Raw genomic sequence first — 20946 nt, forward strand, 5'->3', positions numbered from 1 at the left:
ACAGATGAGCGCAAACCCCGGCGAAAGCCTGAAAGGGAGAACTCCAGTGAAGTTCGCGAGAATCGCCACCACGACGGCCACCACGGCCGCCCTCGCCCTGGGTCTCGCCGCGTGTGGCAGCAGCGAGCCTGCCGCTCCGGCCGCCGGCTCCGACGCGACGGCCCCCGCCGCGTCCGGCCCCAAGTTCGCAGGTCAGACGCTGACCGTCTGGCGCCTCGGCGCTCCGGACGAGAAGCAGGACAAGCTGATGGCCGACCTGAACGCCAAGTTCAAGGAGACCACCGGCGCAGACGTCAAGGTCCAGTGGGTCCCCTGGCCCGACGCGCAGGCCAAGTGGACCGCCGCCCTCGCCGGCGGCGAGGGCCCCGACGTCACCGAGTTCGGCAACGACCAGGTCGCCGCCTGGGTCGCGCAGGACGCGCTGACCGACATCACCGACGTCGTCAAGAGCGCACCCGACTTCCAGCAGATCCCGCAGAACCTGTGGGGCTACGAGACGGTGGACGGCAAGATCTACGCCGCCCCGTGGGGTGGCGGCACCCGCGCCGTCCTCTACCGCAAGGACTGGTTCGAGGACCTGAAGATCGAGGTCCCCAAGACCTGGGAGGACCTCGTCGCGGCGGGCAAGAAGATCGTCGCGGAGAAGGGCAAGGACGTCGACGGCTTCGCCTTCAACGGCGGTTCCGACGCCAACATGTCGCTCTCGCCGTTCGTCTGGTCGGCCGGTGGCGACTTCGCCGCCTTCGAGGGCGGCAAGTGGGTCGGCAAGCTGACCGACCCCGGCTTCAAGGAGGGCTTCCAGTACTACACCGACCTGGTGACCAAGCACGGCGTCTCGCGCAAGTCCGCCCTCACCCAGAACTCGGTGGACATCGCGACCCGCTTCGCCAACAGCAAGGTCGGCATGTACGTGACCGGCGGCTGGGACATCACCACCATCAAGGAGCAGAGCGGCGGCAAGGTCGACGACTCGAAGATGGCCTTCTTCTCGCTCCCGGCCAAGGACGGCAGCGGCCCGGCCCCGGCCTTCCAGGGCGGCAACGACATCGCCATCTGGAAGGACACCAAGAACGCCGAGCTGTCCGCCGAGTACGTCAAGCTCGCCGCCGGCAAGGAGTTCGGCACCCGCTACGCCAAGGAGGGCGGTCTGCTGCCGCTCTACCCCGAGGCTCTGGCCGAGTACGCCGCCGACCCGGTGCAGGCGCCGTTCGCCGAGACCTTCAAGGTCGCCAAGGGCTTCCCGAACGACACCAACTGGGCCGAGGCGAACGACACCAAGGCGGTCCTGCAGAGCGCGGCCCGCTCGGTCATCGAGGGTAAGAAGGACGTCGACACCGCGCTGACCGACGCCAACAAGGAACTCGAAGAGATCCTGAACCAGTAACCATGGCGAACACCTCAACCATCGCCCGGGACGGGGGCTCCCCCTCCGTCCCGGCGCGGGGGCACCGAGGCACCACGCCCCCGCGCGGGTCCAGGGGTCTGCCCGCCTGGGCAGTCCCTTACGCGCTGCTCGTCCCCGGCCTGATCGTCATCGCCGGCCTGCTGCTCTACCCGCTGTACCAGATGGTCGTCATGTCCTTCCAGAACGTGGGACTGCGGCAGATCCGGGGGGTACCGGCCGAGTTCGTCGGCGTCGAGAACTACCAGAAGCTGGTCGAGTCCGAGCTGTTCTGGACGTCCCTCCGCAACACCGTCGTCTTCGCCGTCGTCACGGTGGCGTGCACCCTGATCCTCGGCACGCTGGTCGGCCTGCTCCTGCACAAGCTGGGCAAGAAGATGTCGACCTTCCTGATCGTCGGCATCATGGCCGCCTGGGCCACCCCGCAGATCGCCACCGCGATCATCTGGCGCTGGCTGTTCGACGCCGAATCCGGCGTGATCAACTGGGTGCTCAACGCGCTGCCCGACTGGTTCTCCTCCCTGTTGTTCGGCCGTTCCGACTGGACCGGCGAGCCGTGGCTCAACGACGCGTTCACCATCTACGTCGTACTGATCATCGCGGTGGTCTGGGCGTCGTTCCCGTTCATCGCGGTCTCGGTGCTGGCCGGGCTGAAAAGCATCTCCCAGGAGCTGTACGAGGCCGCCAGGGTGGACGGCGCCTCCGCGTGGCGGATCTTCTGGAGGATCACCTTCCCGCTGCTGAAGCCGGTCTTCGCGGTGCTGACGGTGCTCTCGGTGATCTGGGACTTCAAGGTCTTCACCCAGCTGTTCGTGCTCGCGGGCGGCACGTCCAACCGGGAGGCGTTCAACCTGTCGCTGTTCGCCTTCACCCAGGCATTCAGCGCGCCGCCCAAGATGGGCATGGGCGCGGCGATCGCCGTGGTGCTGACGCTGATCCTGCTCGTCATCACCTTCTTCTACGTCCGCCAGATCGTGAAGACGGAGGACGTGCGATGACCACCTACGACACACGGGCATCCCGGCGACGGCGGCCCGCGTCCGGGACGCGGAGCGGCCCCAAGCGGCGCAGGACGCTCGGCAAGATCGGTCTGAACACCACAGCCGTCCTGGTGTTCCTGTTCGCGGTGTTCCCCGTCTACTGGATGGTGAGCACGGCCTTCAAGAGCAGCGAGCAGATCTTCACGACGGACTTCATCCCGTTCCCCACCGACCCCACGCTCGAACACGTGAAGCGGGTCTTCACCGAGGGCGTCGCGGGCCACTCCATCTGGCGCTACCTGCTCAACAGTTCCATCGTCGCCATCGGCACCGTGCTCGTCGGCGCGGTGTTCGCCCTGCTGGCGGCGACCGCGGTGGCCCGCTTCCGTTTCCGTGGACGCACCTCGTTCCTCATCCTGCTGCTCATCGTGCAGATGGTCCCCGGCGAGGCGCTGCTCATCCCGCTGTTCCTGATGGTCAGGCGGGCCGGGCTGTACGACCAGCTCCTCGGCCTCGTCGTGGTGAACGTCGCCATGACGCTGCCGTTCGCCATCTGGATGCTGCGCACCTTCGTCGCGGCGGTGCCCAAGGAGTTGGAGGAGGCCGCCTGGATCGACGGCGCGAGCCGGTTCGCCACCTTCTGGAGGGTGTTGTTCCCGCTGGTGGCCCCCGGGCTGGTGGCGACCAGCATCTTCTCGTTCATCACCGCGTGGAACGAGTTCGTCTTCGCGCTGACGCTCATCGGCGACCAGAGCAACTTCACCATGCCCGTGGCGCTGCGCTACTTCGTCAGCCAGCGGTCGGTGGACTGGGGCGGCATCATGGCCGCCTCCACGCTGATGACCATCCCGGTCATCGTCTTCTTCCTCCTGGTGCAGCGGCGGATGGTCTCCGGGCTCGTCGCGGGCGCCGTCAAGGGCTGACCCCATCGGTGCCGGCACGGCACGCACCCACAAGGCGCGGGCCGTGCCGGCCCTGCCCGTTTTCCTGTTGCTCACTTCCATGTCCGACACCCCCACATCTCAGGTAAGGAACACCTACCGCCATGTCTGAGTTCATCGCGGATCGCGGCGACCAGGGGCTGCGTCGTCTCGCCGCCGGCACGCTGCTCGCCGCGTTCCAGGGCACCGAGGCACCCGAGTGGGTCCTGCGGGAGCTGGAGAACGGTCTCGGCGGCGTCACGCTCTTCGGCTTCAACATCGCCGACGCCGCCCAGCTGTCCGCTCTCACCTCCCGGCTGCGCGCGTCCGCCGATCCGGTCATATCGCTGGACGAGGAGGGGGGTGACGTCACCCGGCTCGCCTACCACGTCGGCAGCCCGTACCCCGGCAACGCCGCCCTCGGCGCGGTGGACGACGTCGAGCTCACCCGGCGGGTCTACCGATCCATCGGCGACGAACTGGCCCGCTGCGGCATCAACCTGGACATGGCGCCGTCCGCGGACGTCAACACCGCCGCCGACAATCCGGTCATCGGTACCCGCTCGTTCGGGTCACAGACCGCGCTCGTCGCCCGGCACACCGTCGCCGCGGTCCACGGCCTGCAGGCGGCCGGAGTGGCCGCCTGCGTCAAGCACTTTCCCGGCCACGGTGCGACCCGGCAGGACTCCCACCTGGAGGTCCCGCTCGTCGACGCTTCCGTGGAATTGCTGCGCGAGCGCGAGCTCGCCCCCTTCCGCGCCGCGATCGAGGCCGGGACCAGATCCATCATGACCGCGCACGTACGCGTCCCCGCCGTCACCGGCGCGCTTCCCGCGACGCTCTCCCCCGCCGCCCTCACCGGCCTGCTTCGCGGCGAGATGGGCTACGAGGGCGTGATCATCACCGACGCCCTCGACATGGGGGCCGTCACCGCCGCCTACGGTCTCGCCGGGGGCTCGGTGCTCTCCCTCGCCGCCGGAGCCGACCTGCTCTGTCTCGGCCCGATCCCCACGGAGAGCGACGTCCGCCTCATCGTGGACGAGATCGTCGCGGCCGTCCACGACGAGCGGCTTCCCGTGGCCCGCCTGGAGGCGGCGGCCGAGCGGGTCGCCGCCCTGCGCGCCTGGTTCGGCACGCCACGCACCGGCGAGGCCGAGCGGGACGTGATCGGTCTCACCGCCGCCCGTCGCGCGGTCAGCCTCACCGGCTCCGCCCCGCCCCCGGTCGACCCGCTGGTGGTCGAGGTGGACACCCCGCCGACCATCGCGGTCGGCGACGTACCGTGGGGCTTCACGCCGCTGCTGCCGCAGGCGGAGGTGCTGCGGGTCAAGCCGGAGATGGCCGACGTGGCGGACATCCTGGAGCGCGCCTCGGGCCGCTCCCTGATCGTCGTCGTCAAGGACGCCCATCGCTACGAGGCCAGCCAGTCGGTGGTCTCCGCGTTGCTGGCCGCCCGCCCCGACGCCACGGTCGTCGAGATGGGTCTGCCGATCTGGCGTCCCGAGGGTGTCACCTACCTGGCCACCTACGGCGCCGCCCGCGCCAACGCCCAGGCCGCCGCCGAGCTCCTGGGCGTCTGACGGCATCGGCCACCCTCGCCTGCGGGGTGATCGCCCTTTCCCTCACGGACGGTTACGTCACCTTCCCGAGGTCCGGGACGAGTGGGCCGGTCGCGGGAGGCTTCTCCTCAAGCGTGGCATCGGCCGATTCTCCGGGCATGGAATCGGCCGATGCCACCAGATCCGCGACCTTCGCACGGGGGTGCTCGGAGACGGCGCGCAGCAGCACGCGCAGGTGACCCGCGATCGCGGACACATCGTCGTGGCCGATCGCGGTGGGGTTGAAGCGCAGGCCGAGGGTGAGGCTCGACCCGGCGTCCACGGCCTGGACGTGCAGCGCGCCGTGGGCGGCCCCGTTGAAGACGGTCCACTCCACACCCGCCCCGACACCGGGAAACTCAGGGACGGCCGTCCTTCTGCGGTAGCTGAGCAGCACCGGTGAGGAGGGCGGCTCGGGAGGCGCGTGCCGGAAGCGGTACATGGCCTGGAGCTCGGTCCGGACCGCACGCAGATAGCCGGGAAAACCCTCTTCGAGGCCGGGGTGCGGAACGAACGGCACCCTCGCCACGAAGGGCCCGACGCGGTCGCGCGTCTCGCGCGTGCGGGTGCCGAGATCGAGGGCGAGCGGTGACGCGGAGGTACCGTAGCGGCGCAGCAGCACGCCCACAGCCGCGAGCAGCAACTCGAACCTGGTGGCACCGAGCTCTGTGGCGGCCTCGGTGAGGGCCCCGGACTCCACGCCACCGAGGACCATCTCGACGATCTCTCCGGGGCCGGTGCCGCGCGGGACTGTGCGCAGCCCGGGCAGGATCGGTTCCGCGGGCTCGCGGTCGCGCTCCTCCCAGAACTCCTCGGCTCCGCAGGGCGTCGCCGGAGACGCCTCGTGGTCCGCCTCCGAGCCGCTGTGCCGTCCCGTCCGCGTGGACGGGACGGCCTGCGCCGAGCCGTACGACGGCGAGACCGGCGAGGAGTGTGGCGTCGGCACCGGCAGGGTCGCCCGGGAGAAGTAGGCGTCGGCGAGGTCGCGGACCAGGACGTCCTTGGAGGCCGCGTCGAACACTCGTCCGTGCGCGGTGAAGAGCAGCCTGACGCGCTCGGGACCCACCGTGACCAGCGTGAACCGGGCGAACGGGCCGCGTTCCAGGTCGAAGGGGCGCGTGGCCTCCGCCGTGGCGAGCTCGGGGTAGCGCTCCGGGGTCGACTCCGCGCGGGTGACTCTGACGCGCCCGAGCACCGGATGCCTGCCGGCCACGTCGGCGCACGCCTCCGTCAGCGCGAGGACGTCGACGGGGCCGTTCAGGTGGAGCGCCAGCGGAATTCCCCGCAGGTCGAAAGGACTGTGCGACATCCTGTCCGTCTCCCTCGGGGGTGGCTCACCTCGGGCAGGCGCCGGGGCCTCCTCGCCTCCGGCATGCGATCTCGACGCTTAATTATTAGGAAAGTTTCTTGTTTATTTAAACAACCAGAATGCTACACACGAGACACGCCTGAGACAAGCGACCTGCCACGAACCGGTCAGGGCACGGTGACGACCGTCCGCGATGCCCGAAAGAGCGCACCGAACGGCGCGAGCTCCGAACCGGCCGGACTCATCGGCACGGGGGTCGCGGGCAAGCGATTCCAGCTTCGGGAGCCCGGACCTTGGAAACTTCCGGCCAGGGATTCCGACTCCAGGAACCGGACCTTGGAAACTTCCGGCCAAGGACTCCCGCTCCAGGAACCGGGCCCCAGGAACTCCCGGCCAAGGAATCGCCGAGGACTCAAGGCCCGGCGACAGAACCTCGGGCCCTCAAGAAGTCAGAAGGATCAGGAGGATCAGGAGGTGAAGATCTCTTCCCTCGCCTGTTCCAGTGCGGCGATGACGGCCCCGCGCAACACCGGGTTGCCCTCCACCTCGCTCGCCACCACCTGCGGCCTGACCGGGCAGCTCCTCGCCACCGCCTCCTCGATCCTGGAGGTGAGCTCGTCGCCTCCGGCCCTGCTCACCTCCCCCGCGAGCACCACGAGCCCGGGGTCGAGCACGACGCACACCGACGCCACCCCCAGCGCGAGCCGCCCGGCGATGTCGTTGATCAAGGGCTCCCCCCGCTCCCCCGCCGCGACCGCCGCCGCGACGCACTCGGCGGCACTCTCCCCCTCGAAGCCGTACGTCGCGGCGAGCTCGGCGACCGCCTCGGCGCTGACCAGGGACTGCAGGCCCCCGGCGAGCGACGGCAACCTGCCCGGCACGGCCCGCACGTCCTCGGCCAGCGGCACCCCGGGCACCGGCAGGTAGCCGATCTCGCCCGCGCTGCCGGAGCGGCCCCGGTGCAGCCGGCCTCCGAGCACGACACCGAGACCGATGCCGCGCCCCACCCACAGGAGCACGAAGTCGTCGACCTCGCGGGCGGCACCGAGGGTGCGCTCGGCGATGGCGACGAGGTTCACGTCGTTCTCTATCCTGACGTCGCGGCGCAGGTCACGGGCGAGCGCCTCGTGGATGCCCTCGTGCCAGCCCGGCAGGTCGAAGGAGAACCGCACGTCCCCGGTGCGGGGGTCGACCACGCCGGGGGTGCCGATGACGACCGAGCGCAGCTTGGAGAGCGCGACCTTGGCCGACCGGCACGCCTTGACCACCGCGCTGTGCACGAGGGCCACCGGATCGTCGTGTCCTTTCGGTGCCACCTGCACCTCGGCGATGATCTCCCCGTGGATATCGGCGATGGCGGTCGTGACGAATTCCGGGCCGACGTCCAGACCCGCCACATAGGCCGAGGAGGAAATAATCCCATAAAGGGCGGCATTGGGCCCCCGGCCTCCCGCCTGCTCCCCCGCCACCTCCACCAGCCCGCGCCCTTCCAGGCGGGCGAGTGTCTGCGACGCCGTCACCTTGGAAAGGCCCGTGAGCTCGCCGATCTGCCCCCGCGTCAGCGGTCCGGAAGCGAGCAGCAACTCCAGGGCGGCCCTGTCGTTGATCTCCCTCAGTAGCCTGGGCACGCCAGGACGTCGCTCCATACGCATGCTCTCTTGCTCGCCGCTTCCTCTTTTGCTCGTCGCTTCCCCGTCGCGATTACTTTCAATCAAGAATAAGAACTCTATTCTTAATAAGGCTTCCTGACAGTTTAGCCCCGCCCTCACCCCGCGAGGGCTACGGAGGACACGCCGGCGCCGCCTCTCCCGCTCGTCGCCGTTTCACCGCACGTCTCCCGCACCCGCCGCCGCGACGCCCGTAGGGCGAGGGGCCGCGACGCCTGCCCGGTGCGTGGAACGCTCCCAGAAGCGGCAGAGATTCTTTCCGGCAAGCCCTCACGGCCGGGGTGGGGCAGACTTCGACACGGACACCATCGCCACGACCCGGTCCGGAGCCGGGGCGGAGGTGTCCACGCTTCCGACATTACGAATATATCGGGAATTTCGCCTATCTGGCACGATCTGGAACGGATCACACCGCCCCCTACCGAGTGAGCCGCGGCGCGGTGGTACCACTGGGCCCACGAGAGCACCCAAAGGCGTCTCATCCTCGTGGCACACACCCCCGACACACCTCTGAGCTGCGACATCACTTCCGAAAACCCGAGGAGATCCCCACCGGCCGCCTCGCTCCGCCGCCGGACCGTACCCCCGCGACGGCACCTCACCACCGTGTCACGCACCCGCCGGGACACACCGGCGCGTCGCTCTACGTGCCCGTCGTCACCGAGAGCGACGGGGGTGATTTCACCTCCTTCGGCCCCTCGCGCGTAAGGAACCAATAGCAGGCGGGATAATCGGCTACATGCGCCTATCCGCTCGTGTCGACTATGCCCTCCGTGCCGCCGCCGAACTCGCCGCCGCGGGTGACGGCCCTACCACGGTGGGTGAGCTGGCCAAAGAGCAGGACATGCCTCCCAAGTATCTTGAGAACATCCTGCTTCAGATGCGCCGCGCCGGACTGGTTCGCGGCCAGCGCGGCCCGGAGGGAGGCTACGTACTGGCCCGCCCGCCCGCCGAGATCAGCCTCGCCGATGTGATCCGCGCCGTTGACGGCCCGCTCGCCAATGTCAGGGGGGAGCGGCCCGAGCACGTCGGATACCGAGGTCCCGCCGAATCACTGCAGCAGGTCTGGATCGCGCTGCGCGCCAGCGAACGGGCGATCCTGGAGGAGGTGACCCTGGAGAACGTGGCCACCGGAGCCCTCCCCGAGCGGGTCCGCAGCCTGTCCGCGGACCCCGCGGCCTGGGACTGACCGTGCCGGGGTGGCCGCCCACAGGGTTCCGGCCGGCCGGGTCCTTCCGGAACCGGCCTCCCGTCCGAGACCGGCTCATCTCAGGAGACCTCGTCTCACTCGACCGCCCCGCCACCCGAGACAGGTCCGGCTCGCGGGATCCATCCGTCTCACTCGACCGGCTCACCGCACGGGAGCGGCCCACGTCTCGGGGCGGGCGCCGTGCCCGAGGGTGACGTCGTCCACCGCTCCGCACTGCGGCTCGGCCGGGCGCTCGACGGACGGGTGCTCACCCGCTCGGACTTCCGCGTGCCCCGCCATTCCACCGCCGACCTGACCGGACGCGCGGTGCTGGAGACCGTCTCGCGCGGCAAGCATCTGCTCACCAGGGTCGAGGGCGGGCTCACCGTCCACACCCACCTGCGGATGGAGGGCCACTGGCAGATCTCACCCGCGGGACGTGGGCTGCCCGGCGGCGATGTCGTCCGCCTGGTGCTCGCCAACGCGAAATGGCAGGCGGCGGGGATACGGCTGGGCATGGTCGATCTGGTGGCGACCGAGCGGGAGGAACTGCTCGTCGGGCACCTCGGACCCGATCTGCTCGGGGAGGACTGGGACGAGACCGAAGCCGTACGGCGGCTGGCACGGCGGCCTGAAACGAGCATCGGGGTCGCGCTGCTCGATCAGCGCAACCTGGCGGGAATCGGCACCATCTATCGCGCCGAGACGCTTTTTCTCGCCGGAGTGTCGCCGTGGCGACCCGTAGGAGCCATTGAGGATCTGGGGGCGATCGTGTCGATCGCACGGCGGCTGCTGGACGCCAACAAGGAACGCCCGAGTAGAACGACGACGGGCGACCTCCGTCCGGGACGGAGCACCTGGGTCTACGGCAGGGCCGGGCGGCCTTGCCTGCGCTGCGGGCGTCGGATCAGTCGTGGGGAGATGGGCGAACAGCCGCAGGAACGGCTGATCGTCTGGTGCCGTCACTGCCAGCCGGAAGAACCGACCGGCTAGGCGGCGACCATGTCGTTGACCTCGGGGAACACGGAATCAGGCACGGTTTCGGGAATCGGCAGACGCTCCCGTTCGGGAACATCGTTGGCCAGGACCGGAGCATGCTGCAGCTCGGCCAAGGCAAATTGATCGGAAACCTCACGGAGAACCTGTGAAAGCGGCACGCCCAAGGCACCGCAGATCGACGCGAGCAGCTCCGAAGAGGCCTCCTTCTGGCCGCGCTCCACCTCGGACAGATATCCGAGAGAAACCCGAGCCAATGTGGACACCTCACGAAGGGTGCGACTCTGGCGCACCCTAAGCCGCCGCAGCACGTCACCGAGCAGCTGACGCAGCAGGACCATCTGTCGCTCCCTCCCCGGCGCGGGCGTCTTCACGACACTCCGCGCTATCGGTTCGTGCCGCCCGTTCTTCGAACGCGACCCTTGGTACATACTCCTCGCCGTCATCATCGCTTGACCTTTACCTCACTCACAGTTCCACCGTACCTGTATCCACCGACAACGCGGCAGACCATGTGGAGCATGTTCGCTGGGGACGTAACGCGGTAATCATCCCGAATGTTCCCTCACGTTCGCCTCCAGCACACCTCGGAGGAGGTCTACGGCCTCATTCACGGTCGCCTCCCGGATCTGATCGCGCGTCCCGGAGAGCCGCGGATCCCGGTGCCATACCCGCCCTCCCGGACCGCTAACAGCGAGATGCACAGTGCCGACCGGTTTACCATCCTGCGGCTCAGGGCCGGCCACCCCGGTGACCGCCAGACCGTATGTGGAACCGACGAGGAGGCGTACCCCTTCGGCCATGGCGGCGGCGACCCCTGGGTGCACCGCCCCCTCACGGGCGAGCAGGTCCGCCGGAACGTTCAGCAGCCGGTGCTTGAGTTCGGTGGCGTAGGAGACGACCCCGCCCAAAAAGGCCGCCGAAGCCCCGGGAGGGCCGGTGAGGGCCGCGCAGATCAGCCCGGCGGTCAGCGACTCGGCCACCGCCACCGTCTCGCCCCTGCGGACGAGAAGGGAGAGGATCTCGGCGGTCACGGGCGGGCGTCGGCTCATCCGGCCCACCTCACAGACTCGGCGCCCGTCCTCATCTGGCCCGCGCCCGCTTCGCGACCTGCCGCAACTTGATCGCCCGGATCACGTAGTCGAGGCCGGTGACGACGGTGACGAGGGCCGCCGCGCCCATCACGACCCAGCGGATCAGGTCGGGCACGCCCGGCCAGATGTAGGAGACGATCGCGGCGATCTGCAGGACGGTCTTCACCTTCCCGCCGTAACTGGCCGGGATGACACCGTGCCGGATGACCGCGAACCTCAGCGTGGTGACACCCAACTCCCTGCCCAGGATCACGGCGGTGACCCACCAGGGCAGCTCTCCCAGGATGGAGAGACTGACCAGGGCGGCGCCGATGAGGGCCTTGTCGGCGATCGGGTCGGCGATCTTCCCGAAGTCGGTGATCAGGCCGTAACGGCGGGCCAGTTCGCCGTCGAGCAGGTCGGTGAGCGAGGCCACCAGAAAGACCACCAGCGCCGCGGCCCGCCAGCCGGTTCCGGGGAGGAAGAGGCAGGCCGCGAAGAACGGAACCATCGCCAGCCGTATCACCGTCACGACGTTGGCGATGTTCCAGGCGCTCACCTTGGGGCGCGCGGATGCCGCTGTCGAGTCGGTGCCGGTCTCTGGCGTGTTGGTCATACGCTCTCCCGGCCCGGCGGCGCACTCATGGGGCCGCCTTGATGCGGGCGATCAGGTCGACCCCCTCCGAGTCGACCACGACGGCCCGGACGATCTGGCCCGGCACCAGCCCGATGCCCTGGACCGTCACGGATCCGTCCACCTCGGGCCCCTGGTGAGCGGCGCGGCCCTCGTAGCCGCCGTCGCCCAGGTCCTCCTCGATCAGGACGTCGACCTCGGTCCCGATCCGCTCCTCGGCCCGCTGAGCCATGAGCTCCTCGGCCAGTTCGGTGAGGGCGGACACCCGGGCGTCGACGATCTCCTGGTCGAGCTTGCCGGGGAGCGAGGCCGCCTCGGTGCCGTCCTCGTCGGAGTAGCCGAAGACGCCGATGACGTCGAGCCTGGCCTCCTCCAGGAAGCCCACCAGCTCCCCGAACTCCTCCTCGGTCTCGCCGGGGAAACCCACGATGAAGTTGGAGCGCACACCCGCCTCGGGCGCGTGGGCACGAATCGACTCCAGGAGGTCCAGGAAACGCCGGGGGTCACCGAAGCGGCGCATCCGGCGCAGCACCGGGCCACTCGCGTGCTGGAAGGACAGGTCGAAGTAGGGGGCCACCCCCTCGGTCGAGGCGATGATCTCCAGCAGTCCCGGGCGGAGCTCGGCGGGCTGCAGATAGCTGACGCGCACCCGCTCGACGCCCTCGGTCGCGGCGATGGAGGGCAGGAGCTTCTCCAGCGCCCTCAGATCGCCCAGATCCTTGCCGTAGGAGGTGGAGTTCTCGCTGACCAGCACCAGCTCCTTCACGCCCTGCTCGGCCAGCCAGGCGGCCTCGCCGAGGAGCTCCTCGGCACCGCGCGAGACGTAGGCTCCGCGGAAGGCGGGGATGGCGCAGAACGTACAGCGCCGGTCGCAGCCGGAGGCGAGTTTCAGTGACGCCACCGGGCCGTCACCCAGGCGCTTGCGGAGCGGCCGGGGGCCGCTCGCGGGGGCCAGGCCCTCGGGCAGCTCGCCGTGGCCCGGAATGCCGGTCCTGGGGGCCGCGGCGCGTTCCACCGGGGAGATGGGCAGCAGGGTCCTGCGGTCGCGGGGACTGTGCGGGACGAGCGGCCTGCCCTCCAGCACATCGTCGAGACGCGTGCCGATGTCGGTGTAGTCGTCGAAGGAGATGACGGCCGCGGCCTCGGGCAGCGCGTCGGCGAGCTGGTCGCCGTATCGCTCCGCCATGCAGCCCGCGGCGACCACCTTGGCCCCGGAGTCGGCCGCGGCGAGCAGCGTGTCGATGGAGTCCTTTTTCGCCGAGTCGATGAAGCCGCACGTGTTGACGACGACGACGTCGGGATCGTCGTCGCCCAGCTGCCAACCGGCAGCCTCAAGGCGAGCGGCGAGTTCCTCGGAGTCGACCTCGTTGCGTGCGCAACCAAGCGTGATCAGCGATGCGGTTCGGCGGGATGACATGGTGAACACTACGGTATCGGGAGTTGGCCACTACCCGATGCACCTCCCCCCATTGAGGCCCCCATCGAGGCCCCGCCCAGGCCTCCGTTCAGGCACCGCCCCACCCCGGGCACGCCGCCGTCGCGGGCGGTCCCGGGGCTCCGCGGGCCTTCCCGGACGCGCGGCGCGTGAGGCGTTCCCCATGGCCTGACCTAGCGCTTCTTGGCCGCGGGAGCCTCGTAGGAGCGGTTGACGACCTGTCCTCGGCGGCCGGGGGCACCCACGTCCTTACCGTTCACCTTCAGCGAGACGGCTCCTCCGTCACCGAAAGTGACCCTCATGCCGACCTTCGCCTTCCAGGTCGAGGTCTTGCCCGCCGCGAGCGTCCCCGAGAAGATCCTCCGGCCGCCCGCGTCCTGCACGTCGAGCCAGGAGGTGCGCTTCGCCTTGACCTGGAGGACGACCATGTCGCGCCGCTTCCCCTCGGCCAGCGACGCCGCCCGGCGCGGTGAGTCGTGACCCGAGCCCGCCGAGGGCGGCGGTACGGCGGGCACCGGCATGGGACGAAGATCCGCCACGGGAGTGTCTCCCCCGCCCATGGTCCGCACCACACCGAAGATGACCACGATGCCCAGCGCCACCGCCATCGCCGTCGTCCAGTTGGGCGAGCGGCGCTCACGGATCTTCAGGGGCATGTCGGCCTGGAAGACGCTGGAGGCCCGCACCGGCAGCGGCACGCCCCCGTGCTGCTCGTCGTAGCGGTGCACCAGCGTCTCGGGATCGAGATCGACGACCTTGGCGATGTTTCTTATATGGCCTCGCGCGTAGAAATCTCCCCCGCATTGCGAGAAGTCGTTCCTCTCGATCGCCTGGATGAGAACCTCGCGAATGCGTGTCCGCGCGCTCAACTGCCCGACGGTCATCCCCATCGACCGTCTGGCATCCGCCAGATCGCTTCCAATGCCCATGGCGCACGCCTCCCAGCCCCCGACGTTGCGTAGCGGTACCTATTCAATCAGTAACCGGGCGGAAGGTGTGCGGCGGGGGTGCCGTTCCCTGTACGGTGCCGTCAGCCCCCGCGCAGGTCGGCCAGGAGGCCGGGCAGATCGTCGGGTTTGACCATGACCTCCCTCGCCTTCGACCCCTCGCTGGGCCCGACGACGTTCCTGCTCTCCAGCAGGTCCATCAGGCGACCCGCCTTGGCGAAGCCGACCCTGAGCTTGCGCTGGAGCATCGAGGTCGAGCCGAACTGGGTGGTCACGATGAGCTCGGCCGCCTGGACCAGCAGGTCGAGGTCGTCGCCGATGTCCTCGTCGATCTCCTTCTTCGCGGTCGCCACGACGGACACGTCCTCGCGGTACTCGACCGTCATCTGGGCCTTGCAGTGCCCGACGATCTCGCCGATCTCCTTCTCGGAGACGAAGGCGTTCTGCAGCCGCATGGGCTTGCTCGCACCCATCGGCAGGAAGAGCGAGTCGCCCTGCCCGACGAGCTTCTCGGCACCCGGCTGGTCCAGGATGACCCGGGAGTCGGCCAGTGAGGAGGTGGCGAAGGCGAGCCGGGAGGGCACGTTGGCCTTGATCAGACCGGTGACCACGTCCACGCTGGGGCGCTGGGTGGCGATGACCAGGTGGATGCCCGCGGCACGGGCCAGCTGGGTGATGCGGACGATGGAGTCCTCGACGTCGCGCGGGGCGACCATCATCAGGTCGGCGAGCTCGTCGACGATCACCAGCAGGTACGGGTAGGGCTGGTAGACGCGCTCGCTGCCCGGCGGCGCCACCAGCTTGCCGGTGCGGACCGCCTTGTTGAAGTCGTCGACGTGCCGGAAGCCGCTGGCGGCGAGGTCGTCGTAGCGGCGGTCCATCTCACCGACGACCCACTCCAGCGCTTCGGCGGCCTTCTTGGGGTTGGTGATGATCGGCGTGATGAGGTGCGGGATGCCCTCGTAGACGCTGAGCTCGACCCGCTTGGGGTCGACGAGGACCATGCGGACCTCGTCGGGGGTGGCGCGCATCAGGATCGAGGTGATCAGTCCGTTGACGCAGACCGACTTGCCCGCGCCGGTGGCGCCCGCGATGAGCAGGTGCGGCATCTTCGCCAGGTTGGCCACTATCGTGCGCCCCTCGACGTCCTTGCCGAGTCCGACGATCATCGGGTGATGGTCGGCCTGGGCCACCGGGGAGCGCAGGATGTCGCCCAGCGAGACGAGGTCCTTGTCGGTGTTGGGGATCTCGACCCCGATCGCCGACTTCCCGGGGATCGGAGAAAGGATCCGGACATCGGCCGACTTGACCGCGTACGCGATGTTCTTGGTGAGCGCGGTGACCTTCTCGACCTTGACCGCCGGGCCGAGTTCGATCTCGTAGCGCGTCACCGTCGGCCCCCGGGTGAAGCCGATCACCTGGGCGTCGATGGCGAACTGCTCCAGCACGCTGGTCAGCGCGTTGACGACGACGGTGTTGGCCTTCGTCTGCGGCTTGGGCGCGGTGCCGGGACGCAGGAGCTGCGGCTCGGGCAGGGTGTACGGGCCGGCCTGGGAGGACAGGACGAGCTGCTCGACCTTGCGCGGGGCCGGGGACGGCTCGGGGGGCGCGGCCCTGACCACCGCCTCCTCCGCCGCCTCGTCCTCCACCAGGCCGGGCACGATCTCCGGGGAGTGTTCCGGGGACCCGCCGGGCGTCTCGGCGACCAGGGGCGTGTCGTAGGGCTTGACGTGGTCGCCGAGCTCGTCGCCCTCGGACTCCGGCTTCTTACGGGTGGAGGGCTTCTTCCTGGACACGCGCGGCGCGGGGGGCATATCCCGGTTGAAGAGCATGTGCCGGATCTCTGCCAGCCGTTCGGGGACCCGGTGCACCGGCGTCGCGGTGATCACCAGGATGCCGAAGCCCGACAGGATCAGCAGCAGCGGGATGGTGATGAAGGACGGCAGGATGCTCGCCGGGGGCGCGGAGACGATGAAGCCGACCATGCCTCCGGCGGCCGAGACCTTGTCCATGCCGTCGGATTCTCCCCCGGACGGGTACGGGGTGTTGTGGACCACGTGCACGACGCCGAGCACGCCGATGGTCAGGGCGGACCAGCCGATGATCATCCGGCCGGTGTCGGCGTTCTGGTCGGGGTGGCGTAGCAGCCGCCAGGCCAGCAGCACGAGCAGGATCGGGATCACCCAGGTCAGCGAACCGAAGACACCGCGCATGACGCCGTCGACCACGGTGGAGACGGTGCCGGTGTTCTTCCGCCAGGTCATGGCGGCGAGCACGACCGCTCCGGCGAACACCGCCAGGCCGAGCCCGTCGCGGCGGTGGACGGGGTCGAGCTCACGCGCGTTCTGCCCCAGTGCCCGCGCGGCGCTGCCGATGCCCCCCGCCAGGAGCATCCAGATGCCCATGAACAGCTTGCCGATCATGATGAGCACCCAGCTGATCGGGTCGTGCTGGGGCGAGGGCCTGCGGGCCTGGCTCGTGCTCCTCTTCCGGGCGGCGGGCGGCCGCCTGGCGGAGGCCGTACGGGCCTGGGAGGTGCCCGAACGACCGGAGGACCCCTTCCCGGGGGGCTTTCCTGAGGATCCTTTAGACGTACGGGTGGCCATGCTAGGGAGGTTAACGAGACGGGTGGTGGATTGCGCGCCGACTCGCCGGAGCGATCGACCCTCGGCCGCATTTCGCCATATCGGTCGATACTTCACAAAAAGCAATGAAGGGCAACGAATGTCCCATTGGCCTGCCGGAAAGCGTCTTCCATGCCCCGGCAGGGCCCGTACGGCGGCCGGTGAGGCCGCCGTACGGGGCGAAGGTCAGACCTCGACCACCACGGGAATGATCATCGGGCGACGGCGGTAGGTGTCGCTCACCCAGCGCCCCACGGTCCTGCGGACCACGCGGCGGACCTGCTGGATGTCCACCACCCCGTCGGCCGCGTTCTCCTGCAGCGCCCTCTCGACCTGCGGAAGGATGTCGTCGAACATGGCCGGGTCGATGCCGGATCCCCTGGCGTGGATCTCCGGGCCCCCGGCGAGCTTGCCGGTGGCGGTGTCGACCACGATGACGATGGAGATGAAGCCCTCCTCGCCCAGGATGCGGCGGTCCTTCAGCGCGAAGTCGGTGACGTCGCCCACCGAGGTGCCGTCCACGTAGACGTAACCGGCGGGAACCGCACCCACGATCTTGGCCCGGCCGTCGATCAGGTCCACCACGACGCCGTCCTCGGCGATCACGATGTGGTCGTCGGGAACCCCGGTCAGCGCGGCGAGCTTGGCGTGTGCCCGCAGGTGACGCCATTCACCGTGCACCGGCATGAAGTTGGACGGCCGCGTCAGGTTGAGCACGTACAGCAGTTCGCCCGCGGCGGCGTGCCCGGAGACGTGCACCTTCGCGTTGCCCTTGTGCACCACGCGGGCGCCCCAGCGGGACAGCCCGTTGATCACGTTGTTCACCGCGGTCTCGTTGCCCGGCACCAGCGAGGAGGCCAGCAGGACCGTGTCGCCTTCGGCGATCCGGATCGGGTGGTCGCGGTTGGCCATGCGTGACAGCGCCGCCATCGGCTCGCCCTGGGAGCCGGTGCAGATCAGCACCACGTCCTCCGGCGGACGGCCCTCGATCTCCTTGGCGTCGACGATCAAACCGGGCGAGACCCTCAGGTATCCCAGGTCGCGGGCGACGCCCATGTTGCGCACCATCGAACGGCCGACCAGCGCGACCTTGCGGCCGTGCTTCTCCGCCGCGTCGATGACCTGCTGGACGCGGTGGATGTGGGAGGCGAAGCTCGCCACGATCACCCGCTTGCTCGCGGTGCGGATGACCTCGTCGATGACCGGTGCGATCTCCCGCTCACTGGTGACGAAGCCCGGCACCTCGGCGTTGGTCGAGTCGGACATCAGCAGGTCGACGCCCTCGGCGCCGAGCCTGGCGAACCCGCCCAGGTCGGTCAGCCGCCCGTCACTGGGCAGCTGGTCCATCCGGAAGTCACCGGTGTGCAGGACGATGCCCGCGGGCGTCCTGATCGCGACGGCGAGCGCATCGGGAATGGAGTGGTTGACGGCGAGGAACTCGCACTCGAACGGCCCGAACCTGTGCCGCTCCCCCTCCACGACCTCACGTCTGGTCGGCTGGATGCGGTGCTCGGTGAGCTTGGCCTCGATCAGCGCCAGCGTCAGCTTCGATCCCACGATCGGGATGTCGCGGCGCTCGCGCAGCAGATAGGGCACGGCACCGATGTGGTCCTCGTGCGCGTGGGTCAGGACCACGGCCTCGACGTCGTCCAGGCGGTCCCGGATGTACTCGAAGTCGGGCAGGATCAGGTCGATGCCGGGCTGGTCGGGCTCGGGGAAGAGCACCCCGCAGTCGACGATCAGCAACCGGCCTTCGTACTCGAACACGGCCATGTTGCGGCCGATCTCACCGAGCCCGCCCAGCGCGACGATGCGCAGGGCACCGTCGACGAGCGCGGGCGGCAGCCCGAGTTCGGGATGGGGGTGACTCATCCGGCCACACCTCTCTCAGAGGTCTCACATGCGACGGAAGCCCTCGTGGGCAGCAGGACTACTCCCTCGCCGAGCACTCCGTCCCCCAGCGGACCCTTGTGTCTTCTCTCGCGCAAACTCTCGTTCCTCCCGGATGCGGCCGGTGAGGGCCGCGGTGTCTTGTCTCACGTCACAACTTCGTCGGGCAGCTTCACACCGCCCGCGATCAAGTCTTCGCGCAGCCTGGCGAGCTGCTCCCCGGTCGCCTCCACCAGGGGTGGCCGCATCGGCCCCGCGGGCCGTCCGACCAGGGAGAGCGCCGCCTTCGCCATGATCGCGCCGCCGGCCTGCATCATGATCCCGGAGACCACGGGGAGCAGCCTGCGGTGGACGGCGAGCGCACCCGCGACATCCCCCGAGCGGTACGCCTCGATCATCGTGGCGATCTCCGCGCCCGCGACGTGGCCGATCACGCTGACGCACCCCACGGCTCCCACCGACAGCCACGGCAGGTTGAGCGTGTCGTCACCCGAGTAGTAGGCGAGGCCGGTGGACGCGATGACCTGCGTCCCCTCGAACAGATCGGCCTTGGCGTCCTTCACCGCGACGATCCGCTCGTGCCGGGCGAGCCTGGCGAGCGTCTCGCTCAGGATCGGCACGCCGCTGCGGCCGGGGATGTCGTAGAGCATGGCCGGCAGGGCCGTCGCGTCCGCCACGGTGACGAAGTGGCGGTAGATCCCCTCCTGGGGAGGCTTGCTGTAGTAAGGCGTCACCAGCAGGAGACCGTGGGCCCCGGCGCGCTCGGCGGACCTGGCGAGCTCCACGCTGTGGTGGGTGTCGTTGGTCCCGGCTCCGGCGACGACCGTGGCGCGATCACCGACCGCCTCGACGACGGCGCGCAGGAGACGCTCCTTCTCGTCGTCGGTGGTCGTCGGGGACTCCCCCGTCGTACCGCTCACGACGATGCCGTCGTTGCGCTGCTCGTCAACCAGGTAGGTGGCGAGGCGCCCCGCTGTCTCGTAGTCGACCGCTCCGTCACGTGTGAACGGTGTGACCATGGCGGTCAGCATGCGGCCGAAGGGGGCGTCGGAGGTTCCAGTTGGCGCTGCCATAGACCGAACGCTACCCGGATCCGCTGAAACGGTGGACCCCGCCACCCCGCCTAACCTCCGTCCACCGATGAGCCCAAGAGCGAACATCCCCCCGAGGTGCCCGCTGCACACCGTACACGTGGATATACGCCGTCACGGCGGCGGACCCCGGCAACCACACTCTTGACCCATTTATAGACAAATAAGGCTTTTGTCCACTTTGGCGGCGACACGGACTTCCCCGAACGAGAAAGAGGCCGCCGATATGTGCTCGGGGGTACACACATCGACGACCTCTACCGTTGAATCGGCGGTCCTTACGCGGGCGTTACAGGGTCTCTGAGATATTTTTGGATCCCTCTGGGGACAACGGTAAAGTTGGAGCTCCAAATCGGGTCCATTACCCTGCGTCGCGTATCGAATACGGCAGGATGGGGCAACGCCCCAGACCCCCAGGGATGGACACGTGGCAAGCTCCGATCCTGTCTACCTGCGCGTCGTCGCCGACATCCGGCGCCAGATCGTCGACGGCTCCCTTCCCCCCGGCACCTCGATCCCCTCGCGCGCCCAGCTGACCAGGAAATACGGCGTGGGCGAGACGGCCGCCCGGCACGCGCTGCGCGTGCTCGCCGCCGAGGGCCTCATCGTCGGCCGCGTCGGCTCGGGCCACTACGTACGGGAGCAGCCGGTGCTGCTCCCGCTGCACCGATGGCGTTTCCACGACCACCCCACCCCCTTCGGCGCCGACATCCAGTCACAGGGCACCCGGGCCACCTGGGACTGGCGGGCCGAACCCGCCGACGCCACCCCCGACATCGCCCACCGCCTGCGGCTGGACGAATCGGCCCCGGTCACCCGCACCCACTACGTCTTCCGCGGCGACGGCAAGCCGATCCAGCTCGCCACCTCCTACGAGCCCGCCGAGTTCGGTGAGATCACGGAGGAGGGCCCCCGAAGCCTGATCGCCCGCCTGTCGGCGGTCGGCGTCAAGATCACCGAGATCGTCGAGCAGGTCTACACCCGCGTCCCGCAACCGGCCGAGAGCGATGCCCTCGCCCTGCCCGCGGGCGTCCAGGTCCTGCACGTCGAACGCACCCACTGGGCGGGGGACCGCCCGGTGGAGACGAGCGACATCGTCATCCCCGGCGACCGCTTCCGCCTCGTGTACACCCACCCCCTGCACCCCTGACCGCCGCGTCCACCGCGGCGGGAGGGCACCGCGGGACCCGT

17 protein-coding genes are annotated in these 20946 nt (G+C 69.4%); 7 read left to right on the forward strand and 10 right to left on the reverse strand.

Going from position 1 to position 20946, the window contains the following annotated elements:
* Positions 1-46 precede the first annotated feature (46 nt).
* The 4 genes from ACFY3V_RS04655 to ACFY3V_RS04670 all read left to right on the forward strand — a co-directional run bounded on the left by ACFY3V_RS04655 (position 47) and on the right by ACFY3V_RS04670 (position 4882).
* A complete protein-coding gene (locus ACFY3V_RS04655) occupies positions 47-1384 on the forward strand; it encodes an extracellular solute-binding protein (protein ID WP_350944669.1) in 1338 nt (445 codons plus the stop codon).
* 2 nt (positions 1385-1386) lie between these two features.
* Positions 1387-2400 (forward strand): sugar ABC transporter permease, encoded by a 1014-nt coding sequence (locus tag ACFY3V_RS04660; protein ID WP_362898547.1) that lies wholly within the window; start codon positions 1387-1389, stop codon positions 2398-2400.
* Positions 2397-3305 (forward strand): carbohydrate ABC transporter permease, encoded by a 909-nt coding sequence (locus ACFY3V_RS04665; protein ID WP_362898549.1) that lies wholly within the window; start codon positions 2397-2399, stop codon positions 3303-3305. The genes ACFY3V_RS04660 and ACFY3V_RS04665 overlap by 4 nt, the downstream gene beginning before the upstream one ends.
* A 122-nt stretch (positions 3306-3427) precedes the next feature.
* Positions 3428-4882 (forward strand): glycoside hydrolase family 3 protein, encoded by a 1455-nt coding sequence (locus tag ACFY3V_RS04670; RefSeq protein WP_362898551.1) that lies wholly within the window; start codon positions 3428-3430, stop codon positions 4880-4882.
* Positions 4883-4934: 52 nt separating this feature from the next.
* Here ACFY3V_RS04670 and ACFY3V_RS04675 read toward each other — a convergent pair whose 3' ends face one another.
* Both ACFY3V_RS04675 and ACFY3V_RS04680 read right to left on the reverse strand, forming a co-directional pair.
* The gene (locus tag ACFY3V_RS04675; protein ID WP_362898553.1) at positions 4935-6209 is read right to left on the reverse strand and encodes a condensation domain-containing protein; all 1275 of its coding nucleotides are present in this window, start codon (positions 6207-6209) and stop codon (positions 4935-4937) included.
* 467 nt (positions 6210-6676) lie between these two features.
* Positions 6677-7855: an ROK family transcriptional regulator gene (locus ACFY3V_RS04680; protein WP_350944675.1), complete on the reverse strand. Its 1179-nt coding sequence runs from the start codon at positions 7853-7855 to the stop codon at positions 6677-6679.
* 760 nt (positions 7856-8615) lie between these two features.
* On the opposite strand from ACFY3V_RS04680, the gene ACFY3V_RS04685 reads away from it, so the two are divergent.
* Together ACFY3V_RS04685 and ACFY3V_RS04690 are read left to right on the forward strand one after the other, a co-directional pair.
* On the forward strand, positions 8616-9065 hold the full coding sequence (locus tag ACFY3V_RS04685) for an Rrf2 family transcriptional regulator (protein WP_326637143.1): 450 nt from the start codon (positions 8616-8618) through the stop codon (positions 9063-9065).
* 201 nt (positions 9066-9266) lie between these two features.
* Entirely contained in the window at positions 9267-10058 is a 792-nt protein-coding gene (locus ACFY3V_RS04690) for a DNA-formamidopyrimidine glycosylase family protein (RefSeq protein ID WP_362898555.1), read from the forward strand.
* On the opposite strand, the gene ACFY3V_RS04695 is transcribed toward ACFY3V_RS04690, so the two are convergent.
* From ACFY3V_RS04695 to dapA, 8 genes are all read right to left on the reverse strand, one after another.
* A complete protein-coding gene (locus ACFY3V_RS04695) occupies positions 10055-10402 on the reverse strand; it encodes a helix-turn-helix transcriptional regulator (protein ID WP_350944677.1) in 348 nt (115 codons plus the stop codon). The genes ACFY3V_RS04690 and ACFY3V_RS04695 overlap by 4 nt on opposite strands.
* A 207-nt stretch (positions 10403-10609) precedes the next feature.
* A complete protein-coding gene (locus ACFY3V_RS04700) occupies positions 10610-11113 on the reverse strand; it encodes a nicotinamide-nucleotide amidohydrolase family protein (protein ID WP_362898557.1) in 504 nt (167 codons plus the stop codon).
* A 31-nt stretch (positions 11114-11144) separates the two neighbouring features.
* Entirely contained in the window at positions 11145-11750 is a 606-nt protein-coding gene (gene pgsA, locus ACFY3V_RS04705; RefSeq protein WP_362898559.1) for a CDP-diacylglycerol--glycerol-3-phosphate 3-phosphatidyltransferase, read from the reverse strand.
* Between the two features lie 25 nt (positions 11751-11775).
* Positions 11776-13185: a 30S ribosomal protein S12 methylthiotransferase RimO gene (rimO, locus tag ACFY3V_RS04710; RefSeq protein WP_350944682.1), complete on the reverse strand. Its 1410-nt coding sequence runs from the start codon at positions 13183-13185 to the stop codon at positions 11776-11778.
* 191 nt (positions 13186-13376) lie between these two features.
* The gene (locus tag ACFY3V_RS04715; protein WP_350944684.1) at positions 13377-14132 is read right to left on the reverse strand and encodes a RodZ domain-containing protein; all 756 of its coding nucleotides are present in this window, start codon (positions 14130-14132) and stop codon (positions 13377-13379) included.
* A gap of 101 nt (positions 14133-14233) precedes the next feature.
* Positions 14234-16756 (reverse strand): DNA translocase FtsK, encoded by a 2523-nt coding sequence (locus ACFY3V_RS04720; protein WP_362898563.1) that lies wholly within the window; start codon positions 16754-16756, stop codon positions 14234-14236.
* 204 nt (positions 16757-16960) lie between these two features.
* Entirely contained in the window at positions 16961-18646 is a 1686-nt protein-coding gene (locus ACFY3V_RS04725) for a ribonuclease J (protein WP_350944687.1), read from the reverse strand.
* Positions 18647-18810: 164 nt separating this feature from the next.
* A complete protein-coding gene (gene dapA, locus ACFY3V_RS04730) occupies positions 18811-19737 on the reverse strand; it encodes a 4-hydroxy-tetrahydrodipicolinate synthase (RefSeq protein WP_362898566.1) in 927 nt (308 codons plus the stop codon).
* Between the two features lie 445 nt (positions 19738-20182).
* Here dapA and ACFY3V_RS04735 point away from each other — a divergent pair, with 445 nt between their 5' ends.
* Positions 20183-20905 carry a GntR family transcriptional regulator gene (locus ACFY3V_RS04735; RefSeq protein WP_362898568.1) on the forward strand — a complete coding sequence of 241 codons (723 nt, stop codon included), beginning with the start codon at positions 20183-20185 and terminating at the stop codon, positions 20903-20905.
* The last annotated feature ends 41 nt before the right edge of the window (positions 20906-20946 follow it).

Origin of the sequence: Streptosporangium sp. NPDC000095, from assembly GCF_042899335.1 — a bacterium.
Taxonomy (GTDB): domain Bacteria; phylum Actinomycetota; class Actinomycetes; order Streptosporangiales; family Streptosporangiaceae; genus Streptosporangium.